This window comes from Legionella worsleiensis (assembly GCF_001467535.1).
Classification (GTDB): Bacteria; Pseudomonadota; Gammaproteobacteria; order Legionellales; family Legionellaceae; genus Legionella; species Legionella worsleiensis.
Map to the genome: position 1 here is coordinate 137,076 of NZ_LNZC01000027.1, position 23,436 is coordinate 160,511.

Consider the following 23,436-nt stretch of genomic DNA (forward strand, 5'->3'; position numbering starts at 1 on the left):
AGTGAATTACTTACAACAAATACAGCTTTGGTTTGATGAGTTAACAATCCAGCGCAAATTAGGTTTAACCTGTTCGCTATTACTCATCCTGGCCTTTACCTCCTTTATTTCATGGTGGCTACTAGCTCCGACTTATGATGTTCTTTTTAATCATTTGGAAGAGCAAGATGCCAATAAAATTATCACTCAACTGGGAGAATTAAATATTGCCTATCAATTAAAAAATGGTGGAAGCGATATTTTGATCGATAAAAATCTGATTGCTCAAACCCGTCTTAAAATTATGGGCAGCGGAGTCCAATTAACGGGAAGTGTCGGTTTTGAACTTTTTGACAAGAGTGATTTTGGCATGACAGAATTCTCCCAGAAAATCAATTACCAACGAGCCTTACAAGGTGAACTGGAACGAACGATATCCAGCCTGGAAGAAGTCCGGCAAGCCAGGGTTCATTTAGTTATCCCCGAAAATCACTTGTTTGCCAAATCAGAGAATCAACCTAAAGCCGCTGTAACCTTGAACTTGAAAAATCGTCTGACCATTAAACAAATTCAAAGTATTCAGCAGTTAGTTGCAGCCAGCCTAGCTCATTTAACAGCGCAAAACGTAACGGTAGTCGATCAAAGCGGTAACACGTTGTCGCATAGAGAAGAAAATGACTCATCCAGCCACTTTAAAACCAAACAAAGAGTTGAACGCTATCTCAACGATAAAGTAACACAAATGCTTCATACAGTATTTACTCACCAGCACGTAATGGTCAAAGTTGATGCAGCCATCAATTATGATGAGTTACAAAGGGAATTAATCAAGCCGCAAACGCAAGGGTTAATCACCCACGAAAAAGAAATAAAACATTCTTCTACAGGAAAAACCGAAAAGGACAAACAAAACCAGGACATTACTACTGAAAAATCCTACCAATTAGGTAGCGAAAAAGAACTGTTCCGACGAGCCAGTGGAACAATTGAACGCCTTACGGTCAGTGTTATTGTTCCGCAAGATACCCCATCACAAACTCTGGATCAGATAAGAAATCTGGTAAAAAGTACTGTTGGTTTTAATGAACAACGTGGTGATGTGATTAACGTAGAAGCGCTGATTACCTCTGATACATCTCCTGTTACTGAAGCGTATCATTTCTCTCCTAAGCCAGTACAACACTCTGATTTCCATATCCCGCCCTACTTTTGGTTACTGGGTTTTACCTTAAGTACCGCAACATTGTTGCTGGTTAAAAAGGCGAGAAATAAAAAACGTCAACGTCTTTTAATCGAATTAACACAATGGTTATCTCATCATGAATCATGAATTTAAAAAATTACTGTTGAAAATAGCGGTGTTACCCAAAAAGGATCAGCGATGGATCCTGAGTCAACTGACCGCACAACAACAAAAACAGTTTGAGCAAAATCAGGGTAATGAATTACTTCATAAAGCACAACATTTTCGAAGCCTGGCACATATTCCATTAAAAGAAGTAGTCACCAAACCTCAAATACCGAGTTTGTGTGATGCGTTAAAACACCAGGACTCATTATACATCGCCATCATTCTGGAACAGGGTCAATTCAACTGGCAAAAAGAATTTATAACGTTATTGGATAATGGTGATGAAATTCATGAACTCATGGATACTCAGGTCACAAAAATCAAACCGGATACCAAGCTAAGCCTCTTTAGACAATGGCAAATTGAACACTCTTTTGATGAGCAACTGGTGATGCATTATGGCTAAAATTATACATCAGGCATTGATTAGTGATGAAACCATAATCATAGGTTTAAAACCTGTATTATCCAAACAAAACGATCTCCAAGAATCCGAAATAAAGCCAACAGCCCGTGAAGCCGACTGGGAAGAGCTGCGGGAACAAGTGTATCAACAGGGTTTTACCGCAGGAGTGACAGAGGGAAAGCTGCGCATCGAGCAAGAAATGGCTGATGCCAGAAAAACCCTGGAGAATGTACTGTCCGCAATTCCTCAAGCCATAGAGCGTAACAGGCTGGATTTACATCATGAAATTGCCGAAATTGTGTTATTAATTGCCCAGGAATATTTCATAGAGCAGCATCAAAAACCTGATGCACTCCACCAACAAATCAATCAAATATTAAAGCATTTAAATACAAAGCAAAACATAGAATTACAACTGCATCCCGATGAAATAAAAACCATTCATCAATTGAACATCAAACTGGAAACGGCACATCTCAATGGAATACGAATTAAAGCCGTCCCAGATCTTGCTCCTGGCGGCTGCATCATAAAAACAGAGCATGGTGTTTTTGATATCAGCCTGGAAACACGTCTGGAACGATTAAAAGAAATACTCATGCAATTAAAACAAGGAAGACCCAATGCAGTCGCTGATTAACCGATTACAGTCTGTAGAGCGATGGGGAGAAATGGAGCAATCTATTGGTTTAAAAATGGTAGCCAATGGACCCCCATATGCCTTTATTGGTGAAGTTTGTGAATTACTAGACCACCATCATAACCTCATTACAAAAGCAGAAGTTGTAGGATTTGCTGAAGGTAAAGTATACCTAATGCCTTATGATACGGCTCCAGTTCGTATGGGGTATAAAGTCAGAGCAACAGGCCATCCTGTGGTCATTAATGCCCATTCGGCCTTATTAGGTCACGCACTCGATGCCTTTGCTTTACCCATAGATCGGCCTATATACAATATCACTACTCATAGTATTTCCACTCAAAATAAAAAAATAAATCCTTTTATTCGTCAACCCATTACAGAAAGAATGCATACAGGAATCCATGCCATAGACAGTTTGCTGCCTATAGGTAAAGGGCAACGAATCGGTATCTTTGCGGGCAGCGGGGTAGGAAAAACAACATTACTGGCCCGCATAGCCCAACAAAGCACTAGCGACATCAATATTATTGCGTTAATTGGGGAAAGAGGAAGAGAAGTTAATGAGTTCATTAACCTTCATTTAGACCAAGAAACCTTAAAAAAAACAATTCTGGTTATTGCATGCAGCGATGAGCCAGCTCTAATTCGCCGTCAAGCAGCCTACACGGCAACGGCGCTGGCCGAATATTTCTGCCACCAAGGAAAAGATGTGTTGTTATTCATGGATTCAATCACCCGTTTTGCCATGGCACAACGAGAAATTGGCTTAAGCTTAGGAGAGCCTCCAACTGCTCGTGGCTATACTCCCAGTGTATTTTCCTTACTACCAGGCTTAATAGAACGAACAGGGAATTTTCAGAACCATGGCAGTATTAGCGCCCTCTATACCGTTTTAGTAGAAGGTGATGATTTTAACGAGCCCCTGACCGATCACATGCGTGCATTATTGGACGGTCATATTATCCTTACCAGAGAGTTGGCACAACAGGGCCATTATCCAGCCATATCAGTACTGCATAGCATCTCCCGTCTGGCCAATCAACTTTTATCAAAAGAGGATCAGAACACAGTAAAACAGATCATATCCACTCTGAGCATACACCAACAAAATAAAGATCTGATTGCATTGGGTGCATATAAACCAGGTACGAACAAGGTATTGGATCAGGCGGTTAGCCGCATTGATGCCATTAACCGGATATTAATCCAGGATGAGGACAGCAGCTTATCGTTTGGTGAACTTATCCAAAGGTTTAAGGAGATTTTACAATGAGCAAAACTCTAAAGGCGTTAATGACTCGTTTAAACTGGCAAACTAATGAAGTGAGCCTTGAGCTACATAACACGGAACACGAATCTCGCATGGTAGAGCAACAGATTAAGGAACTGGAGCAAAAAATCAGTCAAACCTGTATCACTTCAATCAATATTAATCCCGAACTGGAAATCAATAAACTGAATTTTCTTACGCAGCAACAGGAAAAGAAAGAAGAATTACAGATGATTTTAAAAAATCACCAAACATTAGAAGCAAAATTAAAAGAAAAGCTATTACGTATCAAAACAGAACTAAAAATGTTAGAGCGCTACCTGGAACGTGAGGAACAAACAGCAAAAAAGCATCAAGTAAAAGCACAAGAAAATGCTCTTGAAGAATGGGTGCTCCAACAGAGGAAGACCGTATGAAAATCAATAGTACCATTGACACCACACTGATGCCCAAAAATCTGAACAAGCAGGCCAATCCTGTTGATTTTGCACCTTGGTTAACTACCCCAACCAAGCAAAACAGCGGAGATGAATATTATTGGCAGCATCAGGAGCAACTGCAACAATCCAGTTTAACATTTGCCAAAAAGCCTGAGCATGAGCAACACACTGAGGAACCTCTAAAAAAAGATACAGATAATGCAGCCAATAACACCATCCATCAGACCATGTATGACACGGTTACATCATCACAAAAACTAAATGAGATGAATCCCCATACAAATAAGCAGGGAGCTGACTTATCAACAGAATTAATAAAAAGTCTTATGATAGACCATTATAATAGCCCTAACTACCCTGTTCCCGAACCAGTTTACCGCTCGGCTGATTGCCCAATAAATGTTACCAAGATCAAGGACTCACCTTCTGTCAGCGATCAAAATGACAGTCAAAGTCAATTCAAAAATCATCATCTCTTCATAGAGCACAATGAAGTTGAATTGTCCTTAAACGCCCACGATTTAAATGAGAAAGAGCAAAACGAGTTGAAGCGTTTCCTAAAACTGAATTTAAAACAAAAAGGCTTTAACTTAAAACAACTACTGATTAATGGAGTGCAACATGACTGAGCCTGTAAGCGCCACTGGTGTAGACGAGTCAAATTACTTAAAACTGTTCATGCAAGAGCTAACCTACCAAGATCCATTAAAGCCTGTTGATAACCGTGAATTTATGGCGCAAATGGCTCAATTTTCAGCACTTCAGGAAGCCAGAACAACCAATGCCTATTTAAAAACATTATTGGGCATAACGAGTGGAACCCTAAGTCTGGAGTTATTAGGCAAACAAGTACGAGTAAAAAACATTCAGGGAGTAGGAAGGGTCAATAAGGTCGAGTTTCATTCTGACTCACCGCCATTGGTGAGTGTTGCCATGAGTAGTGGAGAGGTACCCAAAGTTGAATTGGGTGATATAACAGAAGTTATGGAGAAAAAATAATGAGTAACACCTATTATACCAGTCTTTCAGGTATGCTTTGCGCCAGTTACGGTCTGCAAAACACCTCAAACAACGTGGCGAACATGCAAAGTCCGGGCTTTAAACGCAGTGATGTGTTTTATTCATCTTTAGGAAACAGTTCTGGTGAAGAAGGACTTGGTTCAGGAGTACGTATCGGGGGACAGGTTACCAATTTCAACGATGGCAAATTCCTGGCAACCAATAATCCCACCGATGTAGCCGTAAATGGACAAGGTTTTTTTATTATTAAACTCAAAAATGGTGCCCTGCGTTATACACGAGATGGCGAATTTGAATTTAACAGTGATGGAATCCTAATAGATAAACACAGCGGTGGCCAGGTTCAAGGGTATAACCATGCTGGCAACCTGGTACCCATTCATAAAAAAGGACCACAAACCTCAGCAGGTAAGGCCAGCCATGAAATTTTCTTAAATGGAGACTTCATTCTTGTAAAGAAATCAGAAGATGAAAAAAATACACCGGGTGCGTTAAAAAATAATTACAAAAATATCAAATTTTCTGTGGCTACTATTTATGACAATCAGGGAAAAGCTCATGAAGTCGAACTTGAATTTGCATCAACCCCGGTTGGGCAAGACCCAGGCGATATGAGACCAGACGATGATGGCACAAGCTGGGATTTAATCAGTGTAAAATTTACCGATAAAACGGATGTTTATGTTCCAGCAGGGCAAAAAATTGTGTTCAATCGCTTAAATCAAGGAGCTAATTCAGAATATTCCTCTATCACATTTAAAATAAACGGAAATCAGGAAATCAGACTGGAATTTGGCACTTTAAGAGACAGCGCTGACAACGCAGTGCAACTTAAAGAATTACAACAAAATCCATTAGGCACCCAGATTGATGTCTATCAAAACGATGGATATGGCGAGGGCAAGCAAATCAGCTTTGCTTTTGATGAAAACGGACAAATAGTCTATTACTACGATAACGGACAAAACATTAAGGGTATTTTTCTTGGACTGGCACGTTTTGATGATTTGGAACATACCCTGGTTAATACTCAAGATAACTTGTTCGAAGCAAAAAATGACCGGACAACTCATATAGGCCGGCCTAACAAAAACGGATTTGGTAGCATTAAAGGAAACCAACTGGAATCGTCTAACGTTGATTCTACGACTGAATTTGCCAACATTGTTATTTTGCAGCGTATGTTTCAGGCCTGTTCCCAGATTATGGATATAGACAAAAAACTCCTGGAAGAGCTGGAGTCACCATGATAAAGCCCTACAGATTAATCAACTCTCTGGAGCTGCAGCAACTTTCTGGGCAGCTCTTTAATGTGATCCAAAATTGGAATAATCAGTACAGTCTTAATCCTTTAAGCATGGAGCTGTATTTATCTCCTAAAGATTATTGCCCAAGCGAAAGTATCTCGATTAAAACTCCAGGATCAACTTTGGCAAGTCTTGATAGTGATTATCTCAACACCTTAAACCACAGTTTATTTGGTAAGGATCGTTTGTGTTTTAATCCAGTGAGCAAAGAACTGTTCTTAATCTTTCTCCAAGAACTCTTAAAAGTAGATGAATGCAGTATTACCGATGAATTTTGTCCAGTGCGGGACTGGTTATACCCTGGTTCAACAACTCTGGTGCTTCAATTAACGTGTGATACACGACAGATTCACATCCTGCTTCATCCTGATTGGGTCTATCAGCATTTACCCAAACCACATCATAAAAAGAATCAATCTATTACGCTTGCAGAGGCATTATCAGATCAACAGGTCATGCTAAATCTGGAGCTGGATCCGATTACATTACCTTTGCAACAACTGATGAATTTGGCACCGGGAGATGTAATCGCCACGGATCAGCTGATCAATACCCCTGTATCGTTAATGCGACACCAACAATTAGTTGCCCGTGCCGATCTGGGTACATCAATAACTTATAAATCCATTATGTTGAGAGGAATATCATGAATACAACTGTTAAAAAAGTAGTACTGGCGGAACACCATCCTCAACCAGAAAGTCAGCCAATACATGCTGATTACTTAGGTCTGGTAGGAAGTATTGAAGTTCAGTGCCACATCAGAATTGGTACCCTTAAGTTAACTATTGCCCAACTAAAAGAACTTAAATCAGGCCAAATGTTGAATTTAGAACAAAAAACCAACGAACCTATTGAAGTGCTTCTTAATGATAAAGTAATTGCCAAAGGAGAGTTGATGAGTTGCGAAGACAAGTTCGCCGTGCAGATTACCGAGGTATTGTGTTCATGAGGCATAGGATACTGTGTGTTTTGATGTTCTGGATGCATCCGGTATTAGCAAACCAACCTTTGGTTTTTAAAAAAGATCTGATGACCAATCATCATTGGCCATCCTACACGCTGATAGTGTCTGCTTTATTCGGTATTTTACTTTGGATTTACCAATATCTTGGGAAAACAAAAAATACAAACAGTCAATTCAAGATCATTGAACAGTTGGCCGTACACCACAAAACAAAGATCTATGTTATTGATTATCAGGGACAGCAATTTTTACTGGCAGATAACCAAAACACATTATCACTTATTCCATTTCAGGGCACCAAATCACATCATGAATAATCACCATCAATTTCTACCAGGAAAATCTCCTATCAGCTGTCTCATACCGCATTGGAACATTCCGTTTCGTTTTTATAAAGAAATTAAATTCTTTTTTTATCTGTTATTTTTGGTTGTCCTAAGCAGCAATGCTTTTGCAAATACTCAACTGAGTGCAATACAACTTGATGAGGATAATGTCTCACCAGCCTTGCAGGCTTTTGCCGTATTGACCTTATTGGGTCTTGCCCCCAGCATTCTCATAATGTTGTCTTCATTTACTCGTATTGTCGTGGTGTTATCCATGCTGAGAAACGCTTTGGGATTACAACAAACCCCACCGAATACTGTACTGATAAGCCTTGCGTTATTTTTAACGTTGTTCACTATGATGCCAGTAGCCCAAACGATTTATACCGAAGCCTATAAACCCTATGAAGATCATCAGATCAACACCAAAACCGCACTTAATCTGGCAGCCCAACCGCTAAAACAGTTCATGATAAAACAAACCAGGGAAAAAGACATACAAGTTATTCTCCAATTAGCCAATGAGCCCATACCGGCTACCGCTAATGACATTAAACTGTACCAACTCATACCCGCTTTTTTGTTAAGTGAATTACACACTGCATTTCAGATTGGCTTTATGATTTTTCTTCCTTTTTTACTGGTTGATTTGATCGTATCTGCGATATTGATGACTATGGGTATGATGATGATGCCGCCTATGAGCATTTCTTTGCCGATTAAAATATTACTCTTTGTTCTCATCGATGGCTGGGATTTAATCGTACAGGCTTTAATCGGCAGTTTTAACTGATTGAGTCATGAAAAACTACAGGACTTTGATCATGTTAAACGATATCATGCTCAGTCAATGGAGAATAATCAGGATGTAAACAGGGGGGAATAAATCAATGAGCAAACAAAAAATAAAGGAATTACTCCGCTCAGGCGGTGATGAAAAAGAAATAGCCAGGGAGTTGAGTATTTTGTTTGTCATTCATCCTGAATTAATCGAGTTGAGATATAATTCGGGTAAAACCATCTTTCATCTTCTGGTGATTAAAAATAAACCCTTAATACTCCAATCCATTCTTGAAGACGATACCTGGCAAATACTTCAAACAAAACCCTGGCAAGAAATTGCAGCATGCTCTGATGATAATGGATGGACCCTTATTCATCATGCGGCACAACTTGATGAAAATGGCAGAGCCACTATGGATGTTGTACTTCGCTTTTTTCCAAATAAGATTAATGCGCAAAATGCTGAAGGTAATACGCCTTTACATGTGGGTGTTGAAGCGCAAAGGCTTTGGGCAGTTAAAACACTGGTGCAACACGATTGCGACCGTTCCATTAAAAATAACCATAACCAAACAGCACTTGAATTACCTCAAGTAAATAGTGAATTAAGATTTGCTTTCTTGGCCATTGATCTCGGTACGATAAGCTCACTGGATTTAAGATACCGAACAAAAGCTCAAAGCAGTAGCGAATCAGAAGCCGAAAGCTCTAGTAGTTTACGCGAATCCTGTCCATTACTTTCATCAGGTCGATCTTCTGATAGGTCTTTATCTTCTTCAAGCAGTATTGATTCGCCACATACTCCACTCAGACATGTTGAGCAAAGCGCTTCAGAATCCAGTTTATCTGAAGCAATTATGGCTCTGGAATCTCACGCAACAATAGAAAATAAAAGTGCATTACGCTTGATGAGTTCTCTTTGTAAGGCACATCAAACAAATAAACAATCCTTTGTCTGCGTGTCTTTACATAACGAATTGATCCGCCTCTTAAATAATGGATTTTTAGCTGATGACTTTGCTTTTGATCAAAAATCACCTCTTAATAAACCGGCTAACAGAAAAATAATTCAAGGAATACTTAATGAACTCTACGCTCGTATTGAAGAACTCAATTCCTACATTCAGCGAAATACTTCTGCATTAATAGGTCAATCGCTACGAATGATTGCCACTGAAATTTCAATTGCCGATTCAGAACCACTAACACCCCAAACAATTAACACGGGGCAAAAAAAAACAGATGAACTGATGGAGAATTTATGGCTTCTTACCGCCTGTCAAACCTCCCACCACTCCAAAAGAAAATTCAATTTTTTAGACATAACTCACAGAGCCGTGGGAATATTAAGCTCAGCCTCGCTGCATGATATTCTGGTTAATTTAGAAACCTTGTACCCTGATTTCGACAAAGATCAGAAAATAGTCACCAATTTCGTCTTATTGCAGCTGCTTAATTACAATGTTATTAACACCGTAAGACAAGACGAAAATATTGCTACTCAAATCAGATTGTTCGCCGAATTAAACACCAATATTGAAAAAGGATTAGGTGCCCTTGGAGCAAGCATCAATCAATCCTTGTTTAAAATCCATGAGTTATGCTCCTTATACAGCAAAAACCCATTATTAAGGAATTTTTATATTTTAAACAGGGCAATCAATCAGCCTGAAGGCCTTCATATGCTGCCCGCTTTTGATGCAACCGTTGACCAGGCACTTGGCAAAACCAGACCCAAAAGAACTGCAGAAGTGGGCATCATAGCCCATGAATTAAGGATGCTTACCATTGCTTTTTACCAAAGCGTATCCATTTCCGAATTTCATAATAAAAATTGGGAAAAAGAAGATGTTTGTTCCGCATCACAAACAGAAGGTCACGCATGCACTTCTCAATGCATAAAAACAGGCAAAACCACTCGTTCACCACACATAACTGAATTTACTGATTTTTTTAATAAATTAAGTAATTATTTCGTTGTAAAAACAGTAACCCAGTCTCCCAAAAACATAAAAAATGCCCTGCAACTTCTCATAGAAATAGCCCAGGCTCTTTGCCCTCTTGATGATGAAAATTACCCTGACATCAATCATTTAATGGTGATTAGCAGTATCTTTAACAATGTAGATGTATCACGACTCGTTAATTTTAATACCGATTTATCTGTAGAAGATAATGCGTATCGTCAAGAGATAGACAACATCACTTCCAGAGAAAAAAATTACCGAATGATGCGCCGTTTGTATCAACAATTCAGAACGACCCTTCCTTTTTTAGGAATATTTTGCAGGGATTTAACTTTTGCCAGCGATGGCAATGAACAAGCAACGCCCATTATTCGGGCAGAGGCATGCGGCAGCATATTAAAAAGCCTGTTAGAAGTTAAGTTGTTACTCAATTTTGAACCCATTAATTTCTCAACAAATCTTCGTCTATTTTTAAAAAATTATCTTAGCCTTGATGAAGAAATTGTGCACAGCGCCTCTTTGAGGATTAAACCAAGAAAAACCGATACTATTCATTGGGAACATTCACTTGAAGCCATTATATCCAACTTAAATGTGTTAAACACAGAGTATTTGACAAAAGACATTATTCCATCGATTAGCATGCGTAAAACAAAGTATTCCCCTAAAAAACTTCCCATTTTTTTAATGGACACAATTACCTCACTAGTCAAATCATACAAAAAAAGACAAGAAAAAAATAATTTGGAATCGCCTTGCGAATCGAGTCAAGAATTACTCTCTTTACTCACCATCATCAGCAAATTATCCATAGCATTACCCCAATTAATACGAATTAACCAAATGTATTACAAACCAGAGCAATTAACTGGTATGAAAAGCCTTATCAGCATACTGATTAAACTGGATGAATTAAAAAAATCAATACAACCCCCTATGCCCCTATTGCCAAAAGAAGGCCTCCCCGCTCGTCCAATAAGCAGAAATAATTCATTTCTTGCTGCACGAAGCCCGTTCATATTCGAACGAACACGTGACGAAAGCGCTCAAGCCGCAAGCAGTTCTGATGAATCGCCCAAAATGCCTGCTCCTTAAACATCATATTTGCCCCCATGTTTAAAGGTGTATCACCTTTAAACAGCACAACCTATCTTTTATTTTACAGCAAACTCACCTCAACTCGATTTGATTACAAAAAATCTTTTTGTCTTAAATTTGATGTTTTTCATTGAATCATATAGAATTATTTTTAAACATTCTGTTTTTATAAGATATAAGAATAAAATCTCGATTTTATGCCCATTACAGGAATGTTTAAAAAGGATTAAGACAAGGAAGAAACAATGAACAGAGAAAAAATACAGGCGTTAATCAGTTCAGATACTGATGAAAAAATAATAACCAGAGAATTGATTAAGTGGTTTATCACAGAACCCGATTTAATCAACACACGCTATGAACTTGGACGAACTGTATTTCATCTTCTGGTACTCCACAACAAAGCTCAGGTTCTTAATGCGCTGTTAGAAGATACAACCTGGAAATTAACTGGTGATGTATCCTGGCATGAGGTGGCCACCGGCACCGACCAAAACGGGTGGACTATGTTCCATTATGCAGCAAAGGCTGATGAACACGGCATTAACACCATGGATGTACTGCTCAAATTTTTCCCTCATACAGTTGATGCCCAGGATATTAACGGCAACACGCCCTTACATGAGGCCATTTTAGCGCAAAGGCTTTGGGCTGTTAAAAAACTGGTAGAACACAAATGCAACAGATCATTGAAAAACAAAAACGGGCAAACGGCTCTTGAACTACCCAAGATCAACAGCGACTTGAGGATGGCTCTACTGGCTGTCGATCTCAGTTCGTTAAAATCATTAGATTCACGTTTCAGAACCAACAAGGACACACTCAGCAAAGACTCAAGCATGAGCAGTCTGTTCAACTTAAAAGAATCGTGTCCATTACTAACAACTAAAAGAGGGTCAAGCTCTTCTGCATCGTCTTCCAGCAGCACTTTATCCCTTCACTCCTCATTAAGGTATTCGAATATTGAGCGTTCCGAGTCCAGCTCATCTAACCTTAGCTGGGAACAAGAAACAGAATGTACTGAACTCAATGAAATAGCGAATAAAACAGCATTTCAAGTTTTTAGCCGCCTAATCAAGGCTTACCAAACCAATAAACGCTCTGTTATATCCGCATCCCTGCAAAATCAATTAACGGAATTACTGACTACAGGTTTATTGGCCGATGATTTTGGCTTGTATCTCACACCCCTGCTAAAAAAACCGGAGAACTTAAGGTTAATCCATGATGAGCTGGATAATTTATCTCCACGTGTTCATGAGCTTTACTCTCTTATTCAAGATCAGACCACCGCAGTAATTACTGATTTTTTAACTCTTTTTACGGATCATAGTTCCATAGTTGATTCTGCACCAAGAAATCCCCCGATTTTTGATAGCAGTACCCAAAAAATCAGGACGATTCAAGAATCTTTATGGCTTCTCACCGCCTGCCAGATAAAACACAACTCAGAAAGAACATGTGATTTGGCAGCCATATCTCATAGAGCACTATGGCTATTAAGTGCAACACCACTTTCTGAACTGATAATGCATTTAAATGAGTTATATCCTCATTTTGACCAATACCAAAAGTTAATAGCTAACTTCGTGATCATGCAATTAATTCACTATGATGCCATTAATTCGATAAAACCTGACCCAGATACCGCAAAACAGCTAACGGTGTTGACTCAACAAAATAACGACGAAGTCAATGGATTGGGAACACTTGGAACCGATATTAATCGGCATTTGTTAAAAACCAGAGAATTATGCTCTGTTTATGAAAAACATCCTCTTCTTCGCAATTATTACCTCCTGAACCAGGCATTAAACCAGCCAACGGCATTAAATATGCTCCGCTCTTTTGACCAACTGGTTGACGAGGCGCTGGCCAAAACCCGATCCAAAAGAGAGGAAGAAGTACAGCTTATTGCCCATGAGTTGAGAATGTTAACCTTTTTCTTTTATCAAAACGTATCAATCGCTGAATTTTACAATAAAAATTGGGAAAAAGCCGATATCTGCTCGCAAAGCGGAGAAAAAGATCATGTCTGTGATGTGAATTGCGTCACGGTGGGTAAAAGCACTCTTGCCAGACACATTGTTGAATTTACTGATAATTTTAATAAGCTAAGCAATTATTTTGTCGTAAAATTACTGGCTCAACCCCCTAAAAACCTGAAAAACTCATTACAACTTCTTATCGAAATTGCTCAGGCTTTATGCCCATTAAACAATGAGCATTATCCAGATATCAATCATTTGATGGTGATCAACAGTATTTTCAACAATCTTGACATCTCCCGCCTGGTCAATTTTGATAAAGAATTAACCGCAGAAGACAACGCTTACAGGATGGAAATTGAAACCATCACCTCCAGAGATAAAAATTACCGGGTTATGCGTCATGTATACCTGCAATACAGAACAACGCTTCCCTTCTTGGGTATATTTCGCAGAGACATCATCTTTGCCCAAGATGGAAACGTGAATGCAGCCCCCATGGTAAGCACAGAAGCATGTGGTGAAATATTAAAACATTTGTTAGAGATTAAATTGTTAATTAATTTTGAACGTGTCCATTTTCATACCAATTTCCCTGAATTTTTAAAAGAATATCAATGCATTGACGAGGAAAATGTGCACAGAGCATCCTTAAGGCGAAAACCGAGAACAAGTGATCAAATTCACTGGATTCATACAACAGAACAATTCCAATCCAATTTAAACATGTTAATTAATGACTATTTGCCCATGGAAATTATCCCTATTGTAGTTACCGGTAAAAAAACATACAAACCCAAAGATCTTCCTGTTTTTTTAGTAAACTCGATTACCTCTATAACTAAAGAATTTCTAAAAAAGCAAGCAAAAAATCAAACCAAAAAACATACTAACACCGAAAAAGACTCACTGGCACTACTAAACCTGTTAAATCAACTGACAACCGAGCTTCCCAAAATAATTCGCATTAACGAACTGTATTACGGGACTGAACAATCAAGCGGAATGAAACGACTGGAGACGTGTCTGACAAAGCTTGAAGATTTAAAAAATGCGATAACACCAACTCTCACCTCTCAAGCTTTGGAGCCTCAAAAAGAACCAAAAGAGAAAAAGCCCACTAAAGGAAGAGGCTCATTGATCAGATCAGGCAGTCACATATTCCAGAGACATAGCCTGTTTAAATCAACAAAAGACATCATCGAATCACCCAGAGCTGCATCAAGCTCTGATGTCAGCAACACCCCCGAACCTTAAAAATGATGTCCGCCTAATAAGAGACAAGGCAATTGATGCGGACTACTTAGAAAAAAGCTAAAGATATGGTAGTTTGAGTCATGAATGCATAAAAAACATTTAAGAAAAGGGATGACCGCAAAGGAACGCTTTATTTATTTCCATCTACAGGTATAATATGTTTAAATTTTAATCTAGTTGATCTGTAAACGGAAATCACTAGGCCGGATTGCTGAGTTGGTTTAAACACCAGCTGCTTTGGACTGATATTCTGTAACATGATGATAAAGAGCCATGAATTTGAAGCTTAACGAAAAACAATTCCGACGAAGCCGCAGTCGCGAAAAAGAATTTGGAGAGATATTTAGTAAAACCTCCAGAGGTTTAAACAGCATGATGCCCATGATCATCACTATGTTTTTTACTCCTGCGTTAATTACGACGACTCTTTTCTCAAAAGAAATTTTTCTTATTCTTGCCAATTTGTCGCTCAGCCTGGGTTATTTAACCAACTTTGCCTATAGAATTTACAAAAAACAAGTGAGTAAAGCCGAATTATTGGTTACCTCTATTTCACTTATCGCATTTTTAACTTTGGCTTATTTTCTTTGTCCGCCTATCGCCACTCTAACATTTATCTCCGCCCTTACTGCCATTAATCTTATGGCAGTGGCAATCAATCTTTTTTTCTTGATAAAACACGTCATAGTACCCCCTTGTAAAAAATTCATAGAACACATAGCTCAGTATTTGGGTTTTGATATTGCTGGCCGCTATTACTCAAAACCGCCCCTTACACTTGAGCATGACCGCTTTGTTATAGATCATTTACTAAGAGCGACTTACAAGCATGACAGTTACTCCCCAGAATTTAAACGGGTTGAACTGGAACATTTCAATAATATGCTCACTAAATTAAGTCAATATATTGATAAATATGATGAATCCTTACTTGGTTATATTAACAACCAGGACGTCATTGCCGATTTGGAAGACCAGATTGCCAAATTAACCGCTCAGGGTAATCCAGACCCTGGGTATGCCTTCATCCGTAAAAAAATTGGTTTTAAAACCACAAAAATTCACCTTCTGACCGAAGCCAGAGATAAACTGGTCGCAGAACTGGAAGCCCCCCAAGATCCCAAATTAATATTTCGCTTTTTTAAAGGCGTTGAACCTGAAGAATACGCCACAGATCCCCTTCCTGTTCTCAAAGAAGGATTAACGCATCTGGAACATGAAATACAAAGACAGCAAGACAAAATAGCCTCTTTAAGCACCTGCCTGCCGTAATGCTACAATCTGCACTTAATTAACTCTTAGTGAACACCGCAAGTCGCTTATGAACCAAATAAAATCAAAAACCGGTTTAAAATAGAACTATTTTTTTAGAATAGTTGCGAAAAATATTGGGGCAGTGCTATGTTGAATAATAAGGAATTAGAAGTGGGGTTAAGAAATCAATGATTGATTTAATTGGCTATATTGCTTCTTCTTTAGTGTTTGCTACATTTTATGTCAAAAGAATTTTGACTCTGCGGCTCATTGCAATTTGCAGTAATATTGCATTCATTATGTATGCGTTTGAATGCCATTTACATCCAGTTTTTATCTTACACTCGGTGTTATTGCCGCTCAATATTTACAGAGCACTGGAGTTAATCCGTACCGAATACGGCAACTCATTGTTCCAGCGAATTAATCTTGAAACACCTAAACGGCGCTGAACTCTATACCAATTCAAGTCACCTAAAGCCCTCATAATGTCAGAGACTGAAAAAACATAAAACAGACCGGATAAGAGTATTTACATTTTGCCTTTTTGTCTGGTTAGTTTTATAGTATGTCGCCTATTCAAGACCCAAGCTTGAAGCGCATCAAAACCTTAAATAAGCTTTGATTTGATGCCCCAATCTGACCTCTTTTACCAAGGATTAAATAATGGATATGCAAGCAGTACAAGAAAAGTTAAACCGTCACCTGAATTTCCTGTCTCAGGATGAAGACAATCTGGCCCTGTTAATTGAAATTAGTGATATGTACATAGAACTAGGGAGTTTGGATTTAGCCAGGGACTATCTGGAAAAAGCCACCGCAATTGACCGTGAAGCCTGTCTGGGTCATCAAGGCTTACTTCATTTAAATCAGGGAGAACTGATAGAGGCAAAAGCATGCTTCATGGAAGCACTCCACCTGTCTGACTCACCAGCCCTTCGTTATAACCTGGGCTTTTGCCACTTTGTAACCTTCGACCTGGAAAGCGCCTGGGATGTATTATCTCCCTTACTGGAAGGAGAACATTACCCGGAAGCCGAATTGTTGATGGCACGTATACTGCACAGGCAAGACTCTCTTGAAGAATCCATCAGTCTGGCAGAACACGTGTTAGAACATAATCCAGAGGATGCAGAAGCTTTGGGGCTGCTCTCTTTACTTTATTTCGATCTCAATCAGGAAGAACCAGCACTACAAGCCTGTACCCAAGCTCTCCAACTTAATCCTGATAACTATGACGCAAGACTTGTTCACATTTTATTACGCCTCATGACCCAGGAAACAACTGTAGAAGAGATTGAAGAATTATTACAACTTAGCCCACAAGACAGCAGATTGTGGTTTGCTTTGGGTAATACTTATATGGTCCAAGGCAATATGGAGGCAGCAGAGTCCGCATTAAAAAAAGCGATAGAAATTTATCCCGATTTTTATGACAGTCATATCGCCTTGGCATGGTGTCTCCTTCTCAATGATAAAGTAGGAGAGGCACATGAAACCTATCAAAATGCAGCCCAGCTTGTTGAAGAACTTGCGGACGCCTGGGGAGGCCTTGCCTTGATTCATGCCTTAAGCGAAGATTTAACCCAGGCTGAACTTTTGATCAATAAAGCACAGCAGCTCAACCCTGATTGTTTTTTAACTGAATTGGCTAAATCCATTTACTTAAGCCAGCAAAACCCTCAGAAAGGACAAGAGCACCTACTGCATTTATTAACAAGCCAGGATACGCCTGTTAGCCAAAAATTAGCATTCCTGATACAAGAAACACAAGACAGTCATCAAATTCATTAAAAACCTGTTTTTTCCTCATCTCCTTCACCGTTTGCACGATAATGAAGGAGATGAGCATTATTAACCCGCTCATAACATCGGTATCGGGCGACTCTTGTTATTTCATCTCTTCCTTGGGACGACAATAAGTCTCATCAATAAGCAACAATACAAGCAGAGACAATCCTAACGATAAGGGTAAAATCAGTAGTGCAGAATAATAACCATGTAAACTAAACTGGTGCATGCCATTCACTACGGCATCTCCCCTGCTCCAATCAAGAAGCAACCCCACTAATGGTTCAAATAATGCCTCAAATACAGAATTAAAGGTATTCATTATACCTAAAACTGTAGCAACGAGGATCAACGGAAATAATTCCCTGATCATCGCAAAACTGGTAAAAAATCCACTGGCACAAAAGCCAAAGCAAAACAATAGAACACTTAAGCTTGTTAAATAGAGAACGGAACTATACAAAACGAGTAAAAGACTGAAGAGCGCCAATCCGGTGCCTATAAACAGTACCGGTTTTCGCTTTTGAATAAAGTCTGATAACCACCCCCAAAAAGGGGCACCGGCAGCAAATCCGATAAAAATAAACGAAATGGCAAGCGCTGAATCAGTTCTCGAAAGATGATACGCTTTTTCCAGAAAAGGAACACCCCATAACCCGCCAAATACCGAAACGGGGGCAAAGGCAAGTCCACTGTATAAAGACAAAGCCCATGCTTGTCTGTTGGTAATGATGCGACGCAAAAGATGCCAAACAGGCTCCTGATGTTTTAAGGGGGCTGGATGTGATGATGGCTTATCTCTTAAGACTAAAAAATAGAGTAATCCTAAAAGAATACCCAAAAAACTCACTATTTGTAACGCAGATCGCCAACCCACACTTTGAACCAACAGGGATAATGGCACTTGTCCGCCAACGGCTCCAAGCATAGCCGCAGTCATAAACATCCCTGACACTAAAGCAAACCGCTTGGGGCTAAACCACAAAGCGGCAATTTTAAAACAGGAAACAGCCGCAAAAGCAGCACCAGCCCCCATTAATGCTCTGCTCATACACGCAAGCCAGAGTGAATCAGTTTGAGCAAAGACAAAGGTACTGATACTGCAAAGCATCAGTGCTGCTGTAGTCAGTAATCGCGGGCTGTATCTGTCCAGCATCACACCAACTGGAATCTGCATAATCAAATAGGAATAAAAGTAAAAGGCAGAAAGATTGCCAAGCCCCGCTGCATTAACGTGAAATGCACTCATTAAATCACTGGTCATGACGCTGGGAGATACTTGCAGTAAATACTTATAAAAAAAGAAACTTGCGGCTATAGTCCAAATAATCCACGGATAAATTTTAGCCAACCAATTATTTTTTACTGGAAAAGTGTTCACTACGTTTAACTCCTGACCCTGCTTGTACCAATTAAGGTAATTTAACCAGTAGTGATCACTACTGGCACAAAAACAAACAAACAAAAAACAAACAATTCATCTAACGAAATACAGAGTACCTGCTGGACGAGGAATGATCCGGTTCTTCTCTCTGTATGGATGCTGCAACACGTGCTTCACTGGGTTGGGGAAAATGAACGTATCGAGAATATTCAACTGTTTGAGTTGCCTCAATCGCTTTAGGTACTAACTGTTTTTGCAGATCAAATCCATTGTATTGCATCAACCCAAACAACTGGTCCACACTTTCTTGCGAAAAAGCATGAGTTGCTTTTACTGCGAATGCCAAAGCGTCTGTTTTACTCCGAGGGGCGAACGTCCACTTACCATCGACATAACCGATTCGCCTGCTTACGTAGTTGTAACGCTCTGCATCGTAATACGACAAAGTAATTAATCCAGGTACTGAGCTTTCTCTTAGCAACCACACAGCCCCTGTTGGCAGTGTATTGGCACCATGACGTTCCAATAGTTTAAGCCCCATCCCTTCATTGATCTCTCTGGAAAATATAACAGAAGGATGTTCAGGTATTGATAGCATAATATTCTCCTGAGAAATTTAAGCGAGCACCCCGAATAAGTTAATCGGGTACAAACAGCACATATGATAAAATAGGCAACAAAATCTGTAGTGTTCAACACAAAATTGCCTTTATCAGACCCAATCTGCCAAACTATAACGCAATTACCCATTAAATAAAACCAATTATTGAATTAAGATGCAATAATGAGCAAAAAACAAACAACCAGTTCATCATACTCTTAACATGAAATAACACAAGAAGTTAGGGTTCAGAATGCGTCAATTCTGTGATAACAGAACTTTTTAAAGGATTTTTTTCCAGAGTGCTCTGTTAACAGTATCTTAAGGTTACAGATGTATACTGAAAATAGACACAATGTATTGTATAGAGGCGAAAATGGCTTTGCACGGGCGTTACACACCAAGTCAATTAAGACATGTTCTAGCGGCTAACAACAAGCTAACCAGCAAAGGAAACAGACCAATTGCTGGTAACATAACAGCTCCAGCTTATTATGAAAATGAGCATGCTTTAATTTTGGACGCCGCAACGGACACGATTAATCCACGCGCCCAATTAATACAAACGATTACAGATGCTTTTCAATCAATCAATGGTCTTTCTCCCGCAGAAAAAGCAAAAAAAATCATCATACCTGTTGCTGAAGAGCAAAAAATATTGGGCTTATTTCCCCGCAATCATTGGATTACCTTGTATTATGATCCGCAAACAAATAAAGCAACCGTATTGGATTCAAGACCCTGGATGGTTTCTTTTTTATATCCAACCTCATCCATGCGCACTCAATTGCTTGATGGCATAAAACAGGTTTATGGTGAAACTAAGGCTCAGGGAACTCAATTTGAAATCAGATATCAAGGCGTGCAACACAATGATATTCATTGCGGTGCATGGACTGCTCGAAATATTATGGATCTGGCTGGAGCAAGAGCAAACGAAACATGTAATTCAATTGAGCAACAAGTAGTCGCCTACACTAAAGAAAATGAAGCTAGTGTTGTCCAAGGCAATACCGATCTTGCGGCACCAAGAACATCTTGCAGGAATGTTCATGAACGGGCAGTAACACCCGGTTTATGGGCACGTTTTTTAAGTTTTATAGGTATTCATATATCCCAAGACCGCCCTATTCCTCCAAATTCTGCTGATCCTGAGTTAACCAGCCCAGCCAGAGCAATCAAGGGATTAAATGCTCACCCGGTTGACGGGCTTAAATCTCGAAACAAAGCAGAGGATGGGCAATTGCAGGATGCTGCTGCCCAAATACCTCAAAATCCTCCAGTGCCGGGTAGATCGACACAACCTGGTGACTATCCAATACCAACTTCAGTACCTTCTAGTCGACTAACCCCTTTTTAAAACAAGTACTTATTTTAAAAAGAGCATAGAAAAAAATCGGTTACAAGGATGTTCGGAGTAATGAGGGTCTTGCAAGAGCAATTGGCAACAGATGATGCAAATATTTGGCATATTTCATTAACTGGTCATATACTGATATTATGAGAATAAGAGCTGATTGAAATTTAAATGAACTATCTGCGTCACCCAGAATCGTGAGGGAGGCTTAATCAGCACTGTATCATTTCGGCAAGCCCCACACGAAGTTAGGATTAATGGTGATTTAAATATCAATCGACTGCATTAAGCGAGGTAAAGTACTCGAATTACTTTTTTAGATTCTTAAGTCAACTCAGATCAAGAAACGATACTCTCTAAAGAGATTTATATGACTAATAAGAGGACTAAATCAGACGATAAAATAAGGCAAAAAATCCAAGCCGATAAATTGGTGTTACTTAGTGATAATTTACTGATTAGCATTCCGCCAAATTTTGTTTGTTCCCTCATCGTTTTTATAGAACTTTATACCCAGCTCAATCCAGCCTATTCTTTGATCTGGTTTTTCTGTGCATTAGTAGCATTTGCTGTTCAGGTTTGTGCCTATATTATTAATCGCTTTAATAAGTTACCTTCAAAAGGCTATTTGATATTACTGATTGCGTTAGCTGTCGTTTACGGTGCCCTTTGGGGAATAGCCGGTTCCATTCTCATGCCTGACAACAATATGCAGGCGCAAATGTTAATCATGATTATTACCCTTGGTGTTACTGCAGGTGGCTTACTTACTTTTCAGCCTAATTTAACTGCTGGTCTGTTATTTTTATCTTTGATTATTCTTCCTATAAATTACTGGCTGTTCATCCAAAGCTCATCAACCTATTTTTTGCTTGGAATAGCGTTAGCGATTTATTTATGTTTTATCATCATGGTAACGTGGCGGGGGAATAAGCTCCTGAATGTGAATCTTAAATTACGCTTCGAAAATCTCGATTTAATCGATAGACTCGTCAGCAACAATACCATTTTAGAAGAAAGTGAATCTCGATTTCGTTCCGCATTTGATTTTGCAGCAATTGGTATGGCCATAGTCTCCTTAGAAGGGAAATGGTTAAAAGTAAATCAATCAATGTGCCAGATTGTGGGTTATAGCGAAGACGAATTATTAAAAATTGACTTTCAGACCATCACCCATCCTGACGATTTAAAACTGGATTTAAGCTATGTTAATCAATTACTGGCAGGGGAGATTAATTCCTACCACCTGGAAAAACGCTACATCAAAAAAGATGGTTCCATTATCTGGATACTACTCAGTGGCTCCTTAATACGAAATAAGGAGAACAAACCGCTTTATTTTATCGCTCAAGTTCAAAATATTGATGCCCAAAAAAATGCAGAACAAGAACTAAAATACATTGCATTTCATGATGTATTAACAGGATTAGGCAATAGAAAACAATTGGAACTGTCTTTTAAACACGCATTATCCTATGCCAAAAGACATCAAAATCAAATAGCGATTTTATTCATGGATTTGGATAGTTTTAAACCAATTAATGATACCCTGGGGCATGATATAGGAGATCTCCTGCTTATAGAAATAGGCTCTAGGTTAAAAAAAACCATACGTGCAACAGATATTCTTATCCGCCAAGGGGGGGATGAATTCATCATTGCGCTGACTGAAGTGTCTGATAATGCGCAAATTGACACCGCTGCTAAAAAAATTCTAACAACGATCAGAAAACCCATAAAAATAAAAGGGAATCAATTTTCAATTACCATGAGCATAGGCATCAGCGTTTATCCCAAAGATGGCCAAGACTTGAATACGCTTATTAAACAGGCTGATAAAGCACTGTATTTAGTAAAATCAGGAGGAAGAAATAACTACAGCTACTTTGAGTAAAAAAACTCGTTCTACAGGGTAACCAAGAGCCTATTCACAGAGATATCCACAGAAACTGTGGATAAGTAAATCCCCAGAAAAAAAGTAACAATGCGGCATAATCCTTATACAACAAGACGTTATCAAAGAAAAAGATTTTTTGTTTTGAATTAAATTTACGGTGAGCTAAAAAAATATCCACAGGAAAGTGCAGAGTAAAAGATTTCTGCGAAAACATAGTAACAATAAAAAAATTAAAAAAACAGTCTTGACTGAAATTATTTTTCATTTTTTCTAACTCCCCTGGCAAGTCATTCTGAGTGCGTCTTTTTGATAGACATGTAAATCAAAAAAAATGTAACGTGGGGAGTTAC

At 39.0% G+C, this 23,436-nt stretch carries 21 protein-coding genes; 19 read left to right on the forward strand and 2 right to left on the reverse strand.

The window, feature by feature from the left end:
* The first annotated feature begins 1 nt into the window (after window position 1).
* From fliF to Lwor_RS10265, 17 genes are all read left to right on the forward strand, one after another.
* Window positions 2-1,309 carry a flagellar basal-body MS-ring/collar protein FliF gene (gene fliF, locus Lwor_RS10185; RefSeq protein ID WP_058493769.1) on the forward strand — a complete coding sequence of 436 codons (1,308 nt, stop codon included), beginning with the start codon at window positions 2-4 and terminating at the stop codon, window positions 1,307-1,309.
* Complete coding sequence (locus tag Lwor_RS10190; protein WP_058493770.1) at window positions 1,299-1,736, forward strand: hypothetical protein; 438 nt, start codon at window positions 1,299-1,301, stop codon at window positions 1,734-1,736. Before fliF ends, Lwor_RS10190 begins: the two co-directional genes overlap by 11 nt.
* Window positions 1,729-2,376 carry a FliH/SctL family protein gene (locus Lwor_RS10195; RefSeq protein ID WP_058493771.1) on the forward strand — a complete coding sequence of 216 codons (648 nt, stop codon included), beginning with the start codon at window positions 1,729-1,731 and terminating at the stop codon, window positions 2,374-2,376. Before Lwor_RS10190 ends, Lwor_RS10195 begins: the two co-directional genes overlap by 8 nt.
* Complete coding sequence (locus tag Lwor_RS10200) at window positions 2,360-3,652, forward strand: FliI/YscN family ATPase (RefSeq protein WP_058493772.1); 1,293 nt, start codon at window positions 2,360-2,362, stop codon at window positions 3,650-3,652. Before Lwor_RS10195 ends, Lwor_RS10200 begins: the two co-directional genes overlap by 17 nt.
* Window positions 3,649-4,065: a hypothetical protein gene (locus Lwor_RS10205; RefSeq protein WP_058493773.1), complete on the forward strand. Its 417-nt coding sequence runs from the start codon at window positions 3,649-3,651 to the stop codon at window positions 4,063-4,065. The genes Lwor_RS10200 and Lwor_RS10205 overlap by 4 nt, the downstream gene beginning before the upstream one ends.
* Complete coding sequence (locus tag Lwor_RS10210; RefSeq protein WP_058493774.1) at window positions 4,062-4,718, forward strand: hypothetical protein; 657 nt, start codon at window positions 4,062-4,064, stop codon at window positions 4,716-4,718. The genes Lwor_RS10205 and Lwor_RS10210 overlap by 4 nt, the downstream gene beginning before the upstream one ends.
* A complete protein-coding gene (locus Lwor_RS10215) occupies window positions 4,711-5,088 on the forward strand; it encodes a flagellar hook assembly protein FlgD (protein WP_058493775.1) in 378 nt (125 codons plus the stop codon). Before Lwor_RS10210 ends, Lwor_RS10215 begins: the two co-directional genes overlap by 8 nt.
* Entirely contained in the window at window positions 5,088-6,359 is a 1,272-nt protein-coding gene (locus Lwor_RS10220; RefSeq protein WP_058493776.1) for a flagellar hook-basal body complex protein, read from the forward strand. The genes Lwor_RS10215 and Lwor_RS10220 overlap by 1 nt, the downstream gene beginning before the upstream one ends.
* On the forward strand, window positions 6,356-7,066 hold the full coding sequence (locus tag Lwor_RS10225; RefSeq protein WP_058493777.1) for a FliM/FliN family flagellar motor C-terminal domain-containing protein: 711 nt from the start codon (window positions 6,356-6,358) through the stop codon (window positions 7,064-7,066). The genes Lwor_RS10220 and Lwor_RS10225 overlap by 4 nt, the downstream gene beginning before the upstream one ends.
* Window positions 7,063-7,368, forward strand: coding sequence for a FliM/FliN family flagellar motor switch protein (locus tag Lwor_RS10230; RefSeq protein ID WP_058493778.1), 306 nt, complete (start codon window positions 7,063-7,065; stop codon window positions 7,366-7,368). The genes Lwor_RS10225 and Lwor_RS10230 overlap by 4 nt, the downstream gene beginning before the upstream one ends.
* On the forward strand, window positions 7,365-7,700 hold the full coding sequence (locus Lwor_RS10235) for a flagellar biosynthetic protein FliO (RefSeq protein ID WP_147279844.1): 336 nt from the start codon (window positions 7,365-7,367) through the stop codon (window positions 7,698-7,700). The genes Lwor_RS10230 and Lwor_RS10235 overlap by 4 nt, the downstream gene beginning before the upstream one ends.
* Complete coding sequence (gene fliP, locus Lwor_RS10240) at window positions 7,693-8,502, forward strand: flagellar type III secretion system pore protein FliP (RefSeq protein WP_083501613.1); 810 nt, start codon at window positions 7,693-7,695, stop codon at window positions 8,500-8,502. Before Lwor_RS10235 ends, fliP begins: the two co-directional genes overlap by 8 nt.
* Window positions 8,503-8,599: 97 nt before the next feature.
* Window positions 8,600-11,554 carry a RasGEF domain-containing protein gene (locus Lwor_RS10245; protein ID WP_058493780.1) on the forward strand — a complete coding sequence of 985 codons (2,955 nt, stop codon included), beginning with the start codon at window positions 8,600-8,602 and terminating at the stop codon, window positions 11,552-11,554.
* A 248-nt stretch (window positions 11,555-11,802) separates the two neighbouring features.
* Entirely contained in the window at window positions 11,803-14,802 is a 3,000-nt protein-coding gene (locus Lwor_RS10250) for a RasGEF domain-containing protein (RefSeq protein WP_058493781.1), read from the forward strand.
* A 273-nt stretch (window positions 14,803-15,075) separates the two neighbouring features.
* Complete coding sequence (locus tag Lwor_RS10255; protein WP_058493782.1) at window positions 15,076-16,074, forward strand: hypothetical protein; 999 nt, start codon at window positions 15,076-15,078, stop codon at window positions 16,072-16,074.
* A gap of 170 nt (window positions 16,075-16,244) precedes the next feature.
* On the forward strand, window positions 16,245-16,508 hold the full coding sequence (locus Lwor_RS10260) for a hypothetical protein (protein WP_058493783.1): 264 nt from the start codon (window positions 16,245-16,247) through the stop codon (window positions 16,506-16,508).
* A gap of 214 nt (window positions 16,509-16,722) precedes the next feature.
* The gene (locus tag Lwor_RS10265; RefSeq protein WP_058493784.1) at window positions 16,723-17,850 is read left to right on the forward strand and encodes a tetratricopeptide repeat protein; all 1,128 of its coding nucleotides are present in this window, start codon (window positions 16,723-16,725) and stop codon (window positions 17,848-17,850) included.
* A gap of 97 nt (window positions 17,851-17,947) precedes the next feature.
* Here the strand turns inward: Lwor_RS10265 and Lwor_RS10270 are convergent, their stop codons facing one another.
* Both Lwor_RS10270 and Lwor_RS10275 read right to left on the reverse strand, forming a co-directional pair.
* Entirely contained in the window at window positions 17,948-19,228 is a 1,281-nt protein-coding gene (locus tag Lwor_RS10270) for an MFS transporter (protein WP_058493785.1), read from the reverse strand.
* A 100-nt stretch (window positions 19,229-19,328) separates the two neighbouring features.
* The gene (locus Lwor_RS10275; RefSeq protein WP_058493786.1) at window positions 19,329-19,829 is read right to left on the reverse strand and encodes a hypothetical protein; all 501 of its coding nucleotides are present in this window, start codon (window positions 19,827-19,829) and stop codon (window positions 19,329-19,331) included.
* Between the two features lie 379 nt (window positions 19,830-20,208).
* On the opposite strand from Lwor_RS10275, the gene Lwor_RS10280 reads away from it, so the two are divergent.
* Both Lwor_RS10280 and Lwor_RS10285 read left to right on the forward strand, forming a co-directional pair.
* Complete coding sequence (locus Lwor_RS10280; protein ID WP_058493787.1) at window positions 20,209-21,192, forward strand: hypothetical protein; 984 nt, start codon at window positions 20,209-20,211, stop codon at window positions 21,190-21,192.
* A gap of 367 nt (window positions 21,193-21,559) precedes the next feature.
* Window positions 21,560-23,083: a GGDEF domain-containing protein gene (locus Lwor_RS10285; protein WP_058493788.1), complete on the forward strand. Its 1,524-nt coding sequence runs from the start codon at window positions 21,560-21,562 to the stop codon at window positions 23,081-23,083.
* Window positions 23,084-23,436 lie beyond the last annotated feature (353 nt).